Source organism: Pseudomonas sp. R-28-1W-6 (genome assembly GCF_009799925.1).
Lineage (GTDB): Bacteria > Pseudomonadota > Gammaproteobacteria > Pseudomonadales > Pseudomonadaceae > Aquipseudomonas.
In genome coordinates, this window is sequence record NZ_WELK01000006.1 from 21,404 (window position 1) to 37,886 (window position 16,483).

The following is a 16,483-nucleotide window of genomic DNA, read 5'->3' on the forward strand; positions in this document are numbered from 1 at the left end:
GGGTTCAGCGGTACTGCAGCTTGCCGATGCGGTCGTTGTTCAGGCTGCCGAAGTAGAGAAAATTGCCCACCGGCTTGACCGAGGTGACCATGCGCAGGTGGCTGCCGCTGGTGTCGTGCAGGCTCTGCACGATCTGGCCCTGCTCGTTGAGCGCGATGACCAGGCCGTAGTCCTGCGGCTTGGGCCACATGGAGCGCGGCAGCTTGGCCAGCTGGGCCTTGAGCCACGGCTGGTTCTGCAGGAAGTCGGCGTCGGCCTTGCGCGGGGTCGGCAGGGCCACCCAGAAGGTGCCGGCGCGGTCGCCCTGCAGGTTGTCCGGCATGCCCGGCAGGTTGTCGATGAATACATCGTGGCTGCCGGCCTTGTCGCCCTTGAGCCAGTAGCGGGTGATGCGGTAGCGGTAGGTCTCGTTGACCAGCACGAAGTCCTCGTTCTGCGACAGCGTCACGCCGTTGGCGAAGTACAGGTCCTTGAGCAGGGTCTCGCTCTTGCCGGTGGCCGGGTCGTAGCGCAGCAGACGGCCGTAGGGGCGGCCTTCGAGCAGGTCGAGCAGGTAGTCCGGCTGCTGGAACTTGCTGGAGGCATCGCTGAAATAGATGCGCCCGTCGCTGGCGATGTCGAGGTCGTCGGTGAAGGCGAACGGCACGCCGTCGGCTTCGCGGCTGAGCACTTCGATCTGCCCGGCGGGGCTGATGCGCAGCAGGCCCTTGTAGGCGTCGGCGACGATCAGGTTGCCCTGGGCGTCGAAGTCCATGCCCAGCGGGCGGCCGCCGGTGGCGGTGAGCACATCGAGGCTGCCGTCCTCGGCGATGCGCACGATGCGCCCGTCATGCAGGCCTGCATAGACGCGGCCCTGGGCGTCCACCGCGGTGTCTTCCGGGCCGTGGATCTGGCCCTGGGCCAGCAGCTCGGCCTTCATCAGGGTGTCGTTGGGTTCCAGGGCGCCGGTCATCAGCGGGGCCACCGGCGGTTGCCAGGCCAGCGGCTCGATGGTGTTCGGGGTGAGCGCCAGGTAGCCCGCCGCGCCAGCGATCAGTAGGGCCAGCAGGCCGAGGAGTTTTTTCATCGTGATTCTTCCCTGTGCTGAGGTGGGCGGCAGTGTAACTGGTTAAGCGCTGCAGAAGCGGGCAACGCCAAGGCAGCGGAATAACGCGCCATAACCCGGGCGTAGGCGCGGGCAAATGCCCGGCCGGCGTGCCGGGCATATATACTGCCCGGCATTGCCCAAGGAGTGCCGCGTGGCTATCGATATTCAGTGGATCCTCGACGACGCCAGCCTGGCCCGTCACTGCGCCGACTGGCGGCGTCTGCCGTTCGTTGCCCTCGACACCGAGTTCATGCGGGTCGACACCTTCTACCCGATCGCCGGCCTGCTGCAGGTGGGCGATGGCGAGCGCGCCTTCCTCATCGACCCGCTGAGCATCGGCGACTGGTCGCCCTTCGCCGAGTTGCTCGAAGACCCTGCCCTGGTCAAGGTGCTGCATGCCTGCAGCGAAGACCTGGAGGTGTTCCTGCGCCTGACCGGCAGCCTGCCCAGCCCGCTGTTCGACACCCAGCTGGCCGCCGGCTACCTCAACCTGGGTTTCTCCATGGGCTATTCACGCCTGGTGCAGGAGGTGCTCGGCATCGAGCTGCCCAAGGGCGAGACCCGCTCCGACTGGCTGCAGCGCCCGCTGTCGCCGACCCAGATCAGCTACGCCGCCGAGGATGCCCAGCACCTGGCCGAGGTCTACCGCGTGCTGCAGCCCAAGCTGAGCGCCGACAAGCTGGCCTGGGTGCTGGAAGACGGCGCCGAGCTGATCGCCAACCTGCGCCGCGAAACCGACCCGGACCAGCTCTACCGCGAGGCCAAACTGGCCTGGAAGCTGTCGCCCCAGCAGCTGGCGGTGCTGCGTGCCCTGTGTGCCTGGCGTGAGCGCCAGGCGCGGGCGCGCAACCAGCCGCGCAACCGCATCATCCGCGAGCATTCGCTGTGGCCGCTGGCCAAGACCCAGCCGGACAACCTGGTCGACCTGGCCCGCATCGAAGACATGCACCCCAAGACCGTGCGCCAGGACGGCGAGACCCTGCTCAAGCTGATCAAGCAGGCCGCCAGCCTGCCCCCGGCCGAATGGCCCGAGGCGCTGCCGGCGCCGCTGCCGCTGGAATCGACGGCGCTGCTGAAAAAGCTGCGCGCGGTCGGCCAGCGCGAGGCCGAGCGCCTGCAGATCGCCCCGGAACTGATGCTGCGCAAGAAATCCCTCGAAGCCCTGCTGAAAAGCGGTTACCCGGATGGCCCCTACCAGCTGCCGGACAATCTGCGTGGCTGGCGCCGTGAACTGATGGGCGAGGCTCTGCTGGCCGCCCTGGAAGCCTGATATGAAGAAAATCTGTTCGATCTACCGCAGCCCGCGCAAGAACGAGATGTACCTCTACGTGCTCAAGGCCGACGAGCTGAAACGCGTGCCGGAAGGCCTTCTGGCCGCCTTCGGCCCGCCGCAGCTGGCGTTCAGCCTGGTGCTGTCGCCGGACAAACCGCTGGCCCGCGAGGATATCCACAAGGTGCTGGAGAACCTCGAGACCCAGGGCTATCACCTGCAGATGCCGCCGCCGGAAGAGGACTACATCCAGCACCTGCCGGAAGAGCTGCTGCGCCGCAACGACCCGGTCTGATGCGGGTTCTCCTCGCCGAACAGGGCGCGCCGCGCTACGCCGAGCTGCTGCACGCCGCCGCGCCGCAGCTGCTGCTGGTGTGTGGCGATGAGCAGGAGCTGGCTCGCCAGGCCGCCAGCTGCCCGGTCTGGCTGGGCCAGCCGGACCGCCTGGCGCCCCTGCTGCGCCAGGGCCAGCGGCCGCAGTGGCTGCAGTCGACCTGGGCCGGCATCACGCCGCTGCTGGCGGCCGAGCTGCCACGCGACTACGCGCTGACCCGCGCGGTCGGCATCTTCGGCCAGGTCATGGCCGAGTACGTGCTGACCTACCTGCTGGCCCATCGCCGACGCCTGCTGGCGCGCCTGGTCAGCCAGGTGGAGCAGCGCTGGGACGCCTTGCCGCCGGCGAGCCTGCGCGGGATGAAGGTGCTGATCGTCGGTGCCGGCGACATCGGTTGTGCGGTGGCGCGCTTTCTCGCGCCGTTCGGCGTCGAGCTGCGCGGCATCGCCCACTCGCCGCGGGCCATCGCCCCGTTCGCCGAGGTGCACGGCCTGGCCGCGCTGGGCGAGCAGGCGGCCTGGGCCGAGGTGCTGGTCAACCTGCTGCCGGATACCCCGGCGACCCGCGATATCTACGACGCCGCGCTGTTTGCGCGGATGCCGGCACAGGCCCTGTTCATCAATGCCGGGCGCGGCGTGGCGGTGGTCGACGCCGACCTGCTGGCGGCCCTGCACGGCGGCCTGCTCGGTGGCGTGGTGCTCGATGTGTGCCGCCAGGAGCCGCTGCCGCCGGGCCATCCGTTCTGGGAGGCGCCGCGCCTGCTGCTCACCGGGCACAGTTCGGCACCGACCGAACCGGCGGCCATGGTCGAGCTGTTCCTCGACAACCTGCAGCGCTGGCAGGCCGGGCAGGAGCTGCGCGGTCGGGTGGATTTCGCCCGCGGTTACTGACCATCAGTCGCCAGCGCTTGGCCCCTCCCGGGCTTGGGGCTAGACTGCCGGCCTTTTCCGCCCAGCAGTCCGAGTCATGGCCGCCAAAGTCGAACCCTTCTGGAAACGCAAAACCCTCGCCCAGCTCGACCAGGACGAGTGGGAGTCGCTGTGCGACGGCTGCGGCCTGTGCTGCCTGCAGAAACTCGAGGACGAGGACGACGGCAGCGTCTACTACACGCGCATCGCCTGCAAGCTGCTGGACCTGAAGACCTGCCGCTGCACCGACTACGCCAATCGCCGCGCCCAGGTGCCGGACTGCATCCAGCTCACCCCGGCGCAGGCCGACCAGTTCCAGTGGCTGCCGCCGACCTGCGCCTACCGCCTGGTCAGCGAGGGCAAGGACCTGCCACTCTGGCACCATCTGGTCTGTGGCGACCCCGACGCGGTGCACCACGAACGCATTTCCCAGTCCGGCCGCATGCTCAGCGAAAACAGCGTGGCCGAGGACGACTGGGAGGAGCACCTGATTTTCCGCGCCGGTTGAGCGTTTCGCGCCAGGGCTGGTCCCAGGTCTACACCTATTCACGCATGGAGCCTGCACAATGCCCGCCCGTCTCAAACTGTTGTCCGCCGCCATCCTGCTGGGCCTGAGCGCGCCGCTCTGGGCGGCGAAGAAAGTCGACCTGGACTACCTGGTGCGCTTCCTGCCCGAGAGCGACCAGGCCGAGGTCAGCCTGATCCTGGAAAACAGCGACCTGGTGCGCAACCTGACCTTCGACCTGGGCGACAAGGGCTACTACAGCGACTTCCAGGCCGACGGCAGCTGGCAGCAGGACAGCGCGCAAAGCGGCACCTGGCAGCCGGGCAAAGGCAAGAGCACGCTCAGCTACAAGGTGCGCATCAGCCATCCCCGCCAGTCCGGCAGTTTCGACGCGCGGATGACCCAGGACTGGGCCCTGCTGCGCGGCGATGACCTGGTGCCCAGCGCGCACCTGGTCAAGGACGACCAGATCGAACTGGTCTCGCGCCTGCAGTTCGAGCTGCCCAAAGGCTGGAAAGGCGTGGAGACCGGTTGGCCGCGCATCGGCGCGAACCGCTTTCGCATCGACAACCCGGCGCGCAAGTTCGACCGCCCGACCGGCTGGGTTCTCGCCGGCAAGATCGGCAGCCGCCGCGCCCGGCTCGGCGATACCGACGTGACCGTGGCCGCGCCGGTGGGCGAGGGCATGCGGCGCATGGATATCCTCACCCTGCTGACCTTCGTCTGGCCGGAAGCCCAGGCGGTGTTCCCGCGCGACCCGGCCAAGCTGCTGATCGTCGGCGCCGGCGACCCGATGTGGCGCGGCGGCCTGTCGGCACCCAATTCGCTGTTCATGCACAGCGACCGCCCGCTGATCAGCGAGAACGGCACCAGCTCCCTGGTGCATGAGCTGGTTCACGTGTTCAGCCGCATCCGCGACACCGACAGGAGCGACTGGATCAGCGAAGGCCTGGCCGAGTACTACGCCATCGAACTGATGCGCCGCGCCGGCGGCATGAGCGAGGACCGCTACCAGGCGATCCGCAAGAAGCTGATCGGCTGGAGCAAGCCGGTCGAGACCCTGCGCACCGAGGAGTCCAACGGGCCGGTCACCGCCCGCGCGGTGCTGCTGCTGCAGGAGCTGGACCGGGAAATCCGCAAGCACACCAACAACCAGCGCTCGCTGGACGATGTCACCCGCGGCCTGATGCGCCTGGACAAGGCCAGCACCAAGGACCTCATCGAAATCAGCGAAAACGTCATGGGCCGCGCGTCGGATGTGCTGGACAGCCCGTTGCTGCGTTGAGCCCGCGGTGGGCTCTCGGTGTGGGAGCGGCTTCAGCCGCGAGCAGGCCGGGCAGCGAGTTGCCTGCGTTCGCGGCTGAAGCCGCACCTACGCAAAGCCCCGTGTGCCTCAGAACAACGGCCCCGAGCGGGTGTTGTTGCCCTTGGCCAGGCGGTCGTAGAGCACCACGTTGACCGTGGCCGCCAGGTTCATGCAGCCATTGGTGGGGATGTACACCACCTCGTCGCCGCACCAGTCGCGGATTGCCTTGTCCAGCGAGCCGTCTTCGGGGCCGAAGATATACAGCGCGCGGTCCGGGTGGGTGTAGTCGGGCAGGGCGCGGGCGCCTTCCACCAGCTCCACCGCCACCGGCGTGCAGCCCAGCGGCACGATGCGGCGCAGGTCGTCGATGTTGATCAGCGGAATGTCCTGGTGGACCTTCTTGGTGTCGGTGACGAAGTCCTTGGCGCGGTCGTAGCGGGTGCCGGTATAGAACACCGAGCTGACGCCATAGCAGCCGGCGGCGCGCATGATCGAGCCGACGTTTTCCGGTGACTTGGGGTTGAACAGGCCGATGCAGCTGTATCGTTTGTTGGCCACGGGGAAGCTCGCGCAAAAAAAGACGCGATTATACGGCTGCGTCCGGCGCTGTGATCGCCGTCAGTCCTTTTTCAGCAGGCTGGCAAGGTCGCCGAAGGCCTTGTAGGTGGTCTTCGCCGCTTGCGGGCTGGCGGTGGAGCCTTCGGCGAAGTACTGCTGGTCGGTGTAGCGCGAGTGCTCGTTGTCGTGACAGAACAGGCACAGCAGCTCCCAGTTGGAGCCATCCGCCGGGTTGTTGTCGTGGTTGTGGTCGCGGTGGTGCACGGTCAGCTCGCTCAGACGCTTGCCGCTGAACTCGCGGGCGCAGCGCCCGCACACGTGCGGGTACATCTTCAGGGCTTTCTGCCGGTAGTCTGCTTCGGCCTTGGCCGACAGGGTGTAGCTGGGATTGGTGCTCATGGCAGGACCTGTGGTCGGGTGGTGAACGCGGTGGTTGCGATGCTGCCAGAATAAAGCCAAAGCCCGCGCAGCTGGAGCCCCCGATGCGACTTTTTCCCTGCATGAGCCTGATCCTGCCGTTGCTCCTCGTTTCCACCCTCACCGTGGCCGGGCCGCCGCCGGGTTCGCCGGGCACGGCCACGCCGCAACCCTATGGCCAGCCGCAGGCTCGCCCCCTGGGTGGCAGCCAGCGCCACCCACCCCTGCTCAACAGTCCCGCCCAGCCGCGGCCGTTGAGTCAGCCGCGACCGGCGCCGAAGGACCAGCCCTTGCCGCAGCTGGAACAGCCGCGAGTGCCCAGCCCGGCGCCGGCCAAGCCGGCCGGGCAGCGCTGAGCCTCAGGCGCGTCCCAGCACCTTGAGCAGGAAGGCATATTCCAGCGCCACGTCCTTCAAACCCTGGTAGCGCCCGCTCATGCCGCCGTGGCCGGCGCCGAGGTCGGTCTTGAGCAGCAGCAGGTGGTTGTCGGTACGCGTGGCGCGCAGCTTGGCCACCCACTTGGCGGCTTCCCAGTACTGCACGCGGCTGTCGTTGTAGCCGGCCACGGCGAGCAGCGCCGGGTAGGCCTGGGCGCTGACGTTTTCATAGGGCGCGTAGCCCTTGATGCGCTCGTACACCTCGGGCTGGTGTGGGTCGCCCCATTCGTCGTACTCGGTGACGGTCAGCGGCAGGTCGGGGTTCTGCATGGTGTTGAGCACGTCGACGAAGGGCACTTCGGCGATGGCCGCGGCGAACAGGTCGGGGCGCTGGTTGAGCACCGCGCCGATCAGCAGGCCGCCGGCGCTGCCGCCGCTGATGGCCAGCTGCGCGGGCGAGGTCAGGCCGGCGCCGATCAGCGCCTCGGCGCAGGCGATGAAGTCGCCGAAGGTATTCTGCTTGTGCTCCAGCTTGCCGGCACGGTACCAGGCCTCGCCCAGCTCGCCGCCGCCGCGCACGTGGGCGATGGCGAAGACGAAGCCGCGTTCCAGCAGGGACAGGCGCGCGTGGGAGAACCAGGGGTCGAGGCATTCGCCGTAGGCGCCGTAGCCATACAGGTAGAGCGGCGCGGCGGTTCCGGCGGCGAGTACCTCGCGGCGCGCCACCAGGCTGACCGGTACCTGCGTGCCATCGGCAGCAGTGGCCCACAGGCGGCGGCTCTCGTAGGCGTCGGCATCGAACGGGCCTTCCACCGGGGTCTGCTTGAGCACCTTCTGCTCGGCGCTGCGCAGGTCCAGCTGGCGTATCTGCGCCGGGCGGTTGAGCGCCTCGTAGCGCAGGCGGATCACCGGGCTGGCGAACTCCAGGTTGTCCTGCACGTGCAGGCTGTAGGCGGCATCCGGCAGTTGCACCGGGTAGGGCGCGGCGTCCTGCGGGTGCACCTCGATCACCGGCAGACCGCCCTGGCGCAGGCTGAGGATGAAGGCACCGGCATTCAGGCTGACGCCTTCGAGCATGCGCTGCGGGTCGTGGCCGATCAGCTCCTGCCAGTGCGCGCGGGTCGGCTGCTGTTCACTTGCCTCGCTCTCCTTTATGAAAAACAGGGCGAAGTTGATGCCGCTCTGGTTGCTGCGGATCAGCCAGGCCCAGGCACCGTCCAGCTGGCCGTGGTCGACGTAGTACTCGTGGCCTTCCTCGCGCGGCGCCAGGCAGGCGAATTGGCCCTGCGGGGTGTCGGCATCCAGCACCCAGCTTTCACTGGTGGTCTTGCTGCCGAGCAGCAGCACCAGCTGGCGTTCGGAGCTGGCGCGGTAGCAGCTGAGGAAGAAGCGCCCGTCGCTTTCCTCGAACACCAACTCGGCGCTGGGTTCACCCAGGCGGTGGCGGTGCAGGCGGTGGGGGCGATGGGTGTCGTCGAGGGTGGTGAAGAACAGGGTCTGGCTGTCGTTGGCCCAGGTCAGGCTGCCGTCGCAGTCGTCGAAGGGCAGGGCGGTGACGGCGCCTGTGCGCAGGTCCTTGACGAACAGCCGGTAGACCTCGTCGCCCGCGGTATCCAGGCTGTAGCCGAGCAGGTGGTGGTCCGGGCTGGTGGTGAAGGCGCCCAGCGACAGGTAGCCATCGCCGGCCAGTTCGTTGGGGTCGAGCAGCAGCTGTTCGGCGCTCTCGTCCACCGCCAGGCCGCCGTCGGCCGGCAGCGGGCAGCGGTAGTGGCGCGCGTATTCGTCGCCGGCGGTGGTGCGCTGGTAGTACAGCCAGGGGCCCCAGGGCGTCGGCAGCGACAGGTCGGTCTCGCGGATGCGGCCCTTGATCTCCTCGAACAGCGCCTCGCGCAGCGGCGCCTGTTCGGCCAGCTCGGCCTCCAGGTAGGCGTTCTCCGCCTTGAGGTAGTCCAGTACCTCGGCGGCGTCGCGCTCCTGCAGCCAGTGATAGGGGTCGGCAGCGGCTTCGCGGCGGGCAATCGGGGCGTTGGGCATGGGGCTTCTCATACAAGAGGGCGGAGAGTCTGCTGACGATGCGGCTTCGGCCGGCCTGATCGTGAACGGACTCTGACGGCAGGGGCGCCGGGGCGCTTAAAAGCCGTTATCATAAGCGCCCCTTTGCCGGCCAAGCCATTAACCCGCATGACTGAACAAGACTATCTGCTTGCCTGGGCCATTTACGCCGTTGCGGCACTCGGCTGCCTGCTGGTCTGGTTCCAGCTGACCGGCTGGATCTGGCGCTGGCTGCGCGAGCCGCTGCGCCTGCTGGTGGCCGTGCTGTTGCTGACGCCGACCATCGTCGATCCGGCCCGCGAGCTGTTCGCCCCGGCCATCGCCATCACCGCCATGGACCTGCTGCTCAAGGTCGGCAACAACGCCTGGCGCGCGGTGGCAGATCTGGCCCTGTACGGGCTGATCGCCTTCGGCGTGTGGCTGGCCTTCGCCGCTTTGCGCTGGCCGATCGAGCGCTGGTGGCAGGGTCGTCGTGGCACGCCGCCAGCCGAGGCGGCGGAAGACGAGCCGACCCTGCGCGAGATGATGGCCCGCGACGAGGGCATGCACGGCGATACCCGCCTGGATGCCAACGGCGACCGCCGCCTGCGCATCGAGCCGCGCCTCTGACGGCGCCCTTGCGCGCGCGATGCCAGGCGTTCAGCATGGCGGGCAGACCCAAGGAGTGGCCATGAGCTGCGTTTTCTGCGCGATCGCCGCCGGCCAGCAGCCGGCCCACACCCTCTACGAAGACCGGCACTTTCTGGTGCTGCTGGACATCTTCCCGCTGCGCCCGGCCCATGTGCTGATCGTCAGCCGCGAGCACGCTCCGCTGCTGCAGGATCTGAGCAGCGCGTCGCGCGATGCCCTGCTGGGGCTGGCCGCGCGGGTGGCCAAGGCGCTGTATGGCAGCGGCCTGGGTGTGGCCGGAATCAACTTCCTGATCAACGACGGCCCGCTGGCCAACCAGCACGTGCCGCACCTGCATCTGCACCTGTTGCCCCGCCGGCCGGGCGATCTGCCGGCGCTGTGCTGGCGCATCCTCACGCGCTTTTTGCCGCTGGGCCGCAAGCGCATCGAGGCGCGCCTGCAGCAGGAGGCGCAGGTGTTGCGCCGCGCCCTGCAAGCTGAGGTTTGAGTCATGTGTGAATTGCTCGGCATGAGTGCCAACGTCCCCACCGACATCGTGTTCAGCTTCACCGGGCTGATGCAGCGCGGCGGCGGCACCGGCCCGCACCGCGACGGCTGGGGCATCGCCTTCTATGAGGGGCGCGGCCTGCGCCTGTTCCAGGACCCGGCCGCCAGCGTCGAGTCGGAAGTCGCGCGCCTGGTGCAGCGTTACCCGATCAAGAGCGAAACGGTGATCGGCCATATCCGCCAGGCCAACGTCGGCCAGGTCGCGCTGGCCAACACCCACCCCTTCGTGCGCGAGCTGTGGGGGCGCAACTGGTGCTTCGCGCACAACGGCCAGCTGGCCGATTTCGCGCCCTCGACCAGCTTCTACCGGCCGGTCGGCGACACCGACAGCGAAGCGGCCTTCTGCGACCTGCTCAACCGCGTGCGCCACGCCTTTCCCGAGCCGGTGCCGGTCGAGGCGCTGCTGCCGGTGCTGATCCAGGCCGCCCAGCATTACCGCCGGCATGGCGTGTTCAACTGCCTGCTGAGCAACGGCGACTGGCTGTTCTGCTTCTGCAGCAGCAAGCTGGCGCAGATCACCCGGCGCGCGCCGTTCGGCCCGGCCCGGCTGAAGGATGCCGAAGTGGTGGTGGATTTCCAGGCGGAAACCACGCCGAACGACGTGGTCACGGTGATCGCCACCGAGCCGCTGACCGAAAACGAACGCTGGACCCTGTTCCAGCCGGGCGAATGGAGCCTGTGGCGGCGCGGTGAGCGCATCGCCCACGGGCAGATGGGGGAGTAGGGCCATGTTTCGGGGTTATCTGCGTCTGGTGCTGTTCGGCCTCGGCCTGCTGGTTGGCGTGCAGGTGCCGGGCTTCATCGACGACTACGGCAAGCGCGTGGCCGCGCACCGCGCCGAATCCGAGGAAAGCCTGAGCGGCTTCCGCGAGACCGCGGCGCGCTTCTTCAACGGCGATCTCAACGCCCTGGTCAGTCACTACCGGGCCAGCAACGACGAGGTGATGCGCAGCGACGCGCAGAGTGTCGAGCATCTGGTGCGCCGCGCCGAGCTGCTCGAAAGCGAATGGCTGGCCATGCAGGGGCCCTGGTACGCCCAGGCCTGGCACCTGGCCAGCGCGGCGGACCGCGAGCTGCTCGATGAAACCATCGCGGCCTACAGCTATCAGGTGCTGCTGGCGCCCCAGGCGATTGCCTGGGGCCTGAGTGGCGGGCTGTTGCTGGCCTGGCTGGTGGAGCTGCTGGTGCTCGGCGCCGGCTGGACCCTGGGCTTCGGCCGCAAGCACAAGATCATTGCCCACGAGCAGCGCCACTGGCGCTGAGCCAGCGGTTACCCGAGGTTGTTGCAAAAGATTGCGCTGGCTCGCCGAAATGCCTGGGGGTGCATGCTAGGCTGGCGTTTCCCATTTACCCCCGTTGTCATGGAGTTGTTATGTCGATCAAGGAATTGATCCTGGCCGCCTTGCTGGCTGCCGCCGTACCCGCCGCCCACGCCGTGGTCGTGGCCCCCGATGCCCCTGCCGCCGCACCCGAAGCCGCTGCACCGGAGGAGGAGAGCGCCGCGGTCGTTGAGGGCGAAGTCGAGGAGTTCGACGAAGAGGCCTTCATCGCCAGCCTGAATTTCCAGACCGGCCAAGTGGTGATCGGCGACAACCTGGCCACCCTCAACCTGCCGGACAACCTGGTGTTCCTCAACGGTGCCGACGCCGAGCGTCTGCTGGTCGAGGCCTGGGGCAACCCGCCGGATGCCGAGCTGCCGCTGGGCATGGTGCTGCCGGCCGGCATCTCGCCGCTGGCCGCCGAGTCCTGGGCGGCGACCATCGAATACGAGGAAAGCGGCTACGTATCCGATGAGGACGCGGCCGACATCGATTACGCCGACATGCTCAAGGACCTGCAGGAAGAGTCCGCGGCCGACAACCAGTGGCGCACCGAGAACGGCTACGAGCCGGTCGAGCTGATCGGCTGGGCTTCCCAGCCGCACTACGACGACCAGGGCAAGAAGCTGCACTGGGCCAAGGAACTCAAGTTCGGCGACAGCGAGAGCAACACCCTCAACTACAACATCCGCGTGCTCGGCCGCAAAGGCGTGCTGGTGCTGAACTTCATCGCCAACATGGACCAGCTGGCCGATATCCAGCAGCACGTGCCGACCGTGCTGGCCATGACCGACTTCAACCAGGGCCATCGCTACGCCGAGTTCGACCCGGACATGGACGAAGTGGCGGCCTATGGCATCGGTGCGCTGATCGCCGGCAAGCTGGCGGCCAAGGCCGGCCTGTTTGCCACCCTGCTGATCCTGCTGAAGAAGCTGTGGATCGTGCCGCTGCTGGTCATCGGCTGGCTGGGCAAGCGCCTGTTCGGCAAGAAGCAGGTGGAGGCGCCGGTGGCATCTGTCGAACCGGTAGCCGAACCGGCTGCTGTCGAGGCCGTACAACCGCCGGCGAGCACTGTGCTGGATCTGAACAAGACGGACGGCGATAAGCCCTGAGCCTGATCGAACGTTGCACCGACAAGGGCCCCACTGGGGCCCTTGTCGTTTCTGCCGGCGCCTGCCGGCCTCCCCGCTTGGGCGATCGGCCAGCGTCACCAGCCTGGTCAATGCAGCAAAGTCGGGCCGATTGACTAGGCTGAAGACAATCGCGGCGCCGGCCTGGCTCTGCGCTCGATCCTCAGGACTCGGTCACGCTGGCGGCAGTCATGTGGCCCTGCATCCAACCCCGCTTTTCTTCGCTATGGAGAAGCGCCATGCGTGTGTGCCATCGCTCCACCATCCTGCTTGCCGTGCTGGTCTTGTCCGGCTGCCCGGATGAGGAACCCGCCAAGGCGCAGGCTCCTGCTGCCGAGGCGCCGGTAACGGTTGCCGCCGCCGTCCCCCCCTCCGTAGCACCAGCACCGGCTGCGGTCAGCAATGCCGTATTCACTCCGGAGGAGCTGGACCAGATGATGGCGCCGCTGGCCCTGTACCCGGACGCGTTGCTGGCCCAGGTGTTGATGGCCTCGACCTATCCGGGCGATGTCGCCGATGCCGTGGTCTGGTCCAAGGCGCATCCGGACAGCAGCGGCGATAGCGCGGTGCGCGAGGTCGCGGATCAGCCCTGGGACCCGAGCGTGCAGTCGCTGGTCGCCTTCCCGGCGGCACTGGCCACCCTGGGACAGGATCCGGCCTGGGTGCAGCGGGTGGGCGATGCCTTCCTGGCCCAGCCCGATGCCGTGATGGACTCGGTGCAGCGCCTGCGGCGACAGGCGAAAGCCGCCGGCAACCTGGAATCCAACGAGCAGCAGCGGGTGACCGAACAGCCCGCCGCCCCAGCTCCAGCCTCGGCCGAGTCGACCGTGATCGTGCAGCAGCCGGCCGCCGCACCGACCATCATCATCGAGCCGGCCCAGCCGCAGACGGTCTACGTGCCCAGCTATAACCCCAACCAGGTCTACGGCACCTGGGCCTACCCATCCTCCCCGCCGGTCTATTACCCGCCACCGCCGGGCTACTACTTCGGCAGCGCGCTGGCTACCGGCCTGGCCTTCGGCGCGGGGGTGGCGATCATCGATTCGCTGTGGGGCGATTGCGACTGGGACAATGACGACATCGACCTCGATGTCGAGCACTACAACAACATCAACAGCAACCGGCAGATCAATGCCAACCAGAACAACTGGCAGCACAACTCGATCAATCGCGACGGAGTGCCCTACCGCGACAGCGCCAATCGCGAGCAATACAGCCGGCGCCTGGAGGGCAGCGCGCAGCGCGATGCCTATCGCGGGCGCGATACGGCGCGGGTGGCCGAGCGCGAGCGCGCGCGCCAGTCGCTGGAGCAGCGGGGCATCGACTCGCCGGCCATCAGCAACCAGCAGGCCCGCGAACGGGCCCAGAGCGCGACTCGCGAACTCGACCGGGATCCGCAGGCCCGTGAGCGGGCTCAGGCCGGGGCCCGCGATATTAGCCGGGATCCGGCCCGCGAGCGCGCCCAGGCCGCCACCCGCGACGCGCAGACTCGCGAGCGAGCCCAGGCCTCGACCCGCGATGCGCAGGCCCGCCAGCGTGCGCAAAGCAACCCGCAGGCTCGTCAGCAGGTGCGCCAGCAGAGCAGCCGCGCACGCGGGAGCCGCGACAACGCCTTCGCGGGCGCGCGCAGCCCCTCGCAGTCGCGTGCGCAAGTCAGCCGTGGTCAGACCAGCCGGGCCACCGCCAGCCGGCCGCAAACGGCCCGCGCGAGCGGCCAGACCGTGCAACGCGCCTCCCGGGCACCGTCCCGGAGCGGCGGCGGCCGCCGGCGCTGACAGGAGAATCACCATGATTGCTGGATTCCGTTTGATCTCGATGCTGTTGCTGGGCGTTCTGGCCCAGGCCGCGCAGGCGCAGCAGGCTTACCCCACTCCAGATGCCGCCGCCGAGGCGCTGGTGGCTGCACTGGGAAGCGAAAAGGGCGATGCCGAGCGCCTGGCGGCCTTGCTGGGCGCCGACTGGCAGGTCTATATCCCGAGCGGCGACATCGTGCGCGAGGACGTCGATGCCTTTCTCGCGCTCTATCGGCAGAAGCGCGTGCTGCAGCCCGCTGCGCCCGGGCGCGCCGTGTTGGTGGTGGGCAACACCCCCTGGACCTTCCCCCTGCCGCTGGTCCAGGGCAAGGAGGGCTGGGTCTTCGATACCAAGGCCGGCGGTGAGGAAATCCGGGTGCGGCGCATCGGTCGCAACGAGCTGGCCACCGTGCAGGCGGCACTGGCTTACCACGATGCGCAGATGGACTACGCCGAGGTCGACCGCGACGGCGACGGGGTGCTGGAGTACGCGCAGAAATTCGTCAGTAGCGATGGCCAGTACGACGGGCTGTACTGGGCCGAGGAGCCTGGTATCGAGGAAAGCCCGCTCGGTCCGCTATTCGGCGACGAACTGCCCGATGGCGAGTGGCACGGCTACCACTACCGCATCCTCAGCGCCCAGGGCGCCTCGGCACCGGGGGGCGCCTACGACTACCGGCTCGGCGACAACATGAGCCGCGGCTTCGCCCTGATCGCCTGGCCGGCCGAGTATGGCGACAGCGGCGTGATGAGTTTCATGATCAGTCACGACGGCCAGGTGTTCGAAAAGGATCTGGGCCCGGACGGCGCGAAACTGGCGGCGGGCATGAGCCGTTTCGACCCGGACAGCAGCTGGCACGAGGTTGAGGCCGGGGCCGAGGACGCCACATTGGCCACCCCCTGAGCGGGAGCACGGGCGCTAAAACAGAACGGGCCCATGCGGGCCCGTTCTGTTTACTTGCTGAGAAAGCGCATGCCTTCTTCCAGGCCACGCAGGGTCAGCGGGTGCATCTGGTCGTTGATCAGCTCGCGGACGATGTTGGTGGAGGCGGTGTAGCTCCACGCATCCTTCGGGTAGGGGTTGATCCAGATGAGCTTCTTGTACTTCTCCATGAAGCGCTTCATCCACACATAGCCGGCTTCCTCGTTCCAGTGCTCGACGCTACCGCCGGCCTGGGTGATCTCGTAGGGCGCCATGGCCGCGTCGCCGATGAAGATCACCTTGTAGTCCGGGCCGTACTTGTGCAGCAGGTCGAGGGTGGAATAGCGCTCGGAGGTGCGGCGCAGGTTGTTCTTCCACACCGACTCGTAGATGAAGTTGTGGAAGTAGAAGTACTCCAGGTGCTTGAACTCGGTCTTGCACGCCGAGAACAGTTCCTCGCAGACCTTGACGTGGGCGTCCATCGAGCCGCCGATGTCGAACAGCAACAGCAGCTTCACCGTGTTGCGCCGTTCCGGGCGCATCTGGATGTTGAGCAGGCCGCCGTCCTTGGCCGTGTGGTCGATGGTGCCGCCGAGGTCGAACTCTTCCGCCGCGCCTTCGCGGGCGAACTTGCGCAGGCGGCGCAGGGCCACCTTGATGTTGCGCGTGCCCAGTTCGACCTGGTCGTCGAGGTTCTTGTACTCGCGCTGGTCCCACACCTTGGCGGCCTTGCCCTGGCGCTTGCCGGCGTCACCGACGCGGATGCCTTCCGGGTTGTAGCCGCCGGAGCCGAACGGGCTGGTGCCGCCGGTGCCGATCCACTTGTTGCCGCCTTCGTGGCGTTCCTTCTGCTCCTCGAGGCGCTTCTTGAATTCCTCGATCAGCTTGTCCAGGCCGCCGAGGGACTGGATCTGCGCGCGCTCCTCGTCGGTCAGCAGGCGCTCGAACTCCTTGCGCAGCCATTCATCGGGGATCAGCGCCTCGATGTGCTGGTTGAGGTTCTCCAGGCCCTTGAAGTAGGCGCCGAAGGCGCGGTCGAACTTGTCGAAATGACGCTCGTCCTTGACCAGGATGGTGCGCGCCAGGAAGTAGAACTCGTCCATGTCGGCGAACACCACGTTGTGTTTCAACGCGTTGATCAGGTCGAGCAGCTCGCGTACCGAGACCGGTACCTTGGCTGCGCGCATTTCATTGAACAGGTTGAGCAGCATGGTGGATTTCTCCCGATTACCCGTAGGGTGGATGACGCTCTTCTCATCCACCGGGCCTGTACGGCGTAGGTGCTGGATCAGGTGGAAAACGCTTCGCGGTTTTCCACCCTACGGCCTG

Annotated in this window: 17 protein-coding genes and 1 pseudogene; 13 read left to right on the forward strand and 5 right to left on the reverse strand. The window is 67.8% G+C overall.

The features are described 5' to 3' along the window. Nucleotides 1–4: 4 nt before the first annotated feature. Complete coding sequence (locus F3I62_RS12990) at nucleotides 5–1,066, reverse strand: SMP-30/gluconolactonase/LRE family protein (RefSeq protein WP_160490061.1); 1,062 nt, start codon at nucleotides 1,064–1,066, stop codon at nucleotides 5–7. Nucleotides 1,067–1,238: 172 nt separating this feature from the next. Between F3I62_RS12990 and rnd the strand changes: the two genes are divergently transcribed. The 5 genes from rnd to F3I62_RS13015 all read left to right on the forward strand — a co-directional run bounded on the left by rnd (nucleotide 1,239) and on the right by F3I62_RS13015 (nucleotide 5,389). Next, nucleotides 1,239–2,357 carry a ribonuclease D gene (gene rnd, locus F3I62_RS12995; protein ID WP_160490062.1) on the forward strand — a complete coding sequence of 373 codons (1,119 nt, stop codon included), beginning with the start codon at nucleotides 1,239–1,241 and terminating at the stop codon, nucleotides 2,355–2,357. Nucleotide 2,358: 1 nt separating this feature from the next. Further along, nucleotides 2,359–2,652 (forward strand): YcgL domain-containing protein, encoded by a 294-nt coding sequence (locus F3I62_RS13000; RefSeq protein ID WP_160490063.1) that lies wholly within the window; start codon nucleotides 2,359–2,361, stop codon nucleotides 2,650–2,652. Continuing rightward, nucleotides 2,652–3,581 (forward strand): D-2-hydroxyacid dehydrogenase, encoded by a 930-nt coding sequence (locus F3I62_RS13005; RefSeq protein WP_160490064.1) that lies wholly within the window; start codon nucleotides 2,652–2,654, stop codon nucleotides 3,579–3,581. The genes F3I62_RS13000 and F3I62_RS13005 overlap by 1 nt, the downstream gene beginning before the upstream one ends. Before the next feature lie 76 nt (nucleotides 3,582–3,657). Beyond that, entirely contained in the window at nucleotides 3,658–4,107 is a 450-nt protein-coding gene (locus tag F3I62_RS13010; protein WP_160490065.1) for a YcgN family cysteine cluster protein, read from the forward strand. A gap of 58 nt (nucleotides 4,108–4,165) precedes the next feature. Further along, entirely contained in the window at nucleotides 4,166–5,389 is a 1,224-nt protein-coding gene (locus F3I62_RS13015; RefSeq protein WP_160490066.1) for a hypothetical protein, read from the forward strand. Nucleotides 5,390–5,497: 108 nt separating this feature from the next. On the opposite strand, the gene F3I62_RS13020 is transcribed toward F3I62_RS13015, so the two are convergent. Beyond that, a complete protein-coding gene (locus F3I62_RS13020; protein WP_160078847.1) occupies nucleotides 5,498–5,968 on the reverse strand; it encodes an RNA methyltransferase in 471 nt (156 codons plus the stop codon). 60 nt (nucleotides 5,969–6,028) lie between these two features. Beyond that, nucleotides 6,029–6,328 (reverse strand): annotated as a pseudogene (locus tag F3I62_RS13025) (YajD family HNH nuclease); the annotation flags it as partial. Nucleotides 6,329–6,450: 122 nt separating this feature from the next. Between F3I62_RS13025 and F3I62_RS13030 the strand changes: the two are divergent. Beyond that, nucleotides 6,451–6,741, forward strand: coding sequence for a hypothetical protein (locus F3I62_RS13030; protein WP_160490068.1), 291 nt, complete (start codon nucleotides 6,451–6,453; stop codon nucleotides 6,739–6,741). Nucleotides 6,742–6,744: 3 nt separating this feature from the next. Here F3I62_RS13030 and F3I62_RS13035 read toward each other — a convergent pair whose 3' ends face one another. Then, nucleotides 6,745–8,808 carry a S9 family peptidase gene (locus F3I62_RS13035; RefSeq protein ID WP_372240129.1) on the reverse strand — a complete coding sequence of 688 codons (2,064 nt, stop codon included), beginning with the start codon at nucleotides 8,806–8,808 and terminating at the stop codon, nucleotides 6,745–6,747. 135 nt (nucleotides 8,809–8,943) lie between these two features. Here F3I62_RS13035 and F3I62_RS13040 point away from each other — a divergent pair, with 135 nt between their 5' ends. The 7 genes from F3I62_RS13040 to F3I62_RS13070 all read left to right on the forward strand — a co-directional run bounded on the left by F3I62_RS13040 (nucleotide 8,944) and on the right by F3I62_RS13070 (nucleotide 15,136). After that, complete coding sequence (locus F3I62_RS13040; RefSeq protein WP_160490070.1) at nucleotides 8,944–9,423, forward strand: MFS transporter; 480 nt, start codon at nucleotides 8,944–8,946, stop codon at nucleotides 9,421–9,423. Between the two features lie 61 nt (nucleotides 9,424–9,484). Further along, nucleotides 9,485–9,931, forward strand: a complete 447-nt coding sequence (locus F3I62_RS13045; protein ID WP_160490071.1) for an HIT family protein — start codon at nucleotides 9,485–9,487, stop codon at nucleotides 9,929–9,931. 3 nt (nucleotides 9,932–9,934) lie between these two features. Next, nucleotides 9,935–10,714: a class II glutamine amidotransferase gene (locus F3I62_RS13050; protein WP_160490072.1), complete on the forward strand. Its 780-nt coding sequence runs from the start codon at nucleotides 9,935–9,937 to the stop codon at nucleotides 10,712–10,714. A 4-nt stretch (nucleotides 10,715–10,718) separates the two neighbouring features. Next, nucleotides 10,719–11,252, forward strand: a complete 534-nt coding sequence (locus F3I62_RS13055) for a DUF2937 family protein (RefSeq protein WP_160490073.1) — start codon at nucleotides 10,719–10,721, stop codon at nucleotides 11,250–11,252. A 110-nt stretch (nucleotides 11,253–11,362) separates the two neighbouring features. After that, nucleotides 11,363–12,421: a DUF2167 domain-containing protein gene (locus F3I62_RS13060; RefSeq protein ID WP_160490074.1), complete on the forward strand. Its 1,059-nt coding sequence runs from the start codon at nucleotides 11,363–11,365 to the stop codon at nucleotides 12,419–12,421. A gap of 257 nt (nucleotides 12,422–12,678) precedes the next feature. Further along, nucleotides 12,679–14,214 (forward strand): DUF3300 domain-containing protein, encoded by a 1,536-nt coding sequence (locus F3I62_RS13065; RefSeq protein WP_160490075.1) that lies wholly within the window; start codon nucleotides 12,679–12,681, stop codon nucleotides 14,212–14,214. 13 nt (nucleotides 14,215–14,227) lie between these two features. Beyond that, entirely contained in the window at nucleotides 14,228–15,136 is a 909-nt protein-coding gene (locus F3I62_RS13070) for a DUF2950 domain-containing protein (protein ID WP_160490076.1), read from the forward strand. Between the two features lie 50 nt (nucleotides 15,137–15,186). On the opposite strand, the gene F3I62_RS13075 is transcribed toward F3I62_RS13070, so the two are convergent. Continuing rightward, entirely contained in the window at nucleotides 15,187–16,365 is a 1,179-nt protein-coding gene (locus tag F3I62_RS13075) for a VWA domain-containing protein (RefSeq protein ID WP_160490077.1), read from the reverse strand. Between the last annotated feature and the right edge of the window lie 118 nt (nucleotides 16,366–16,483).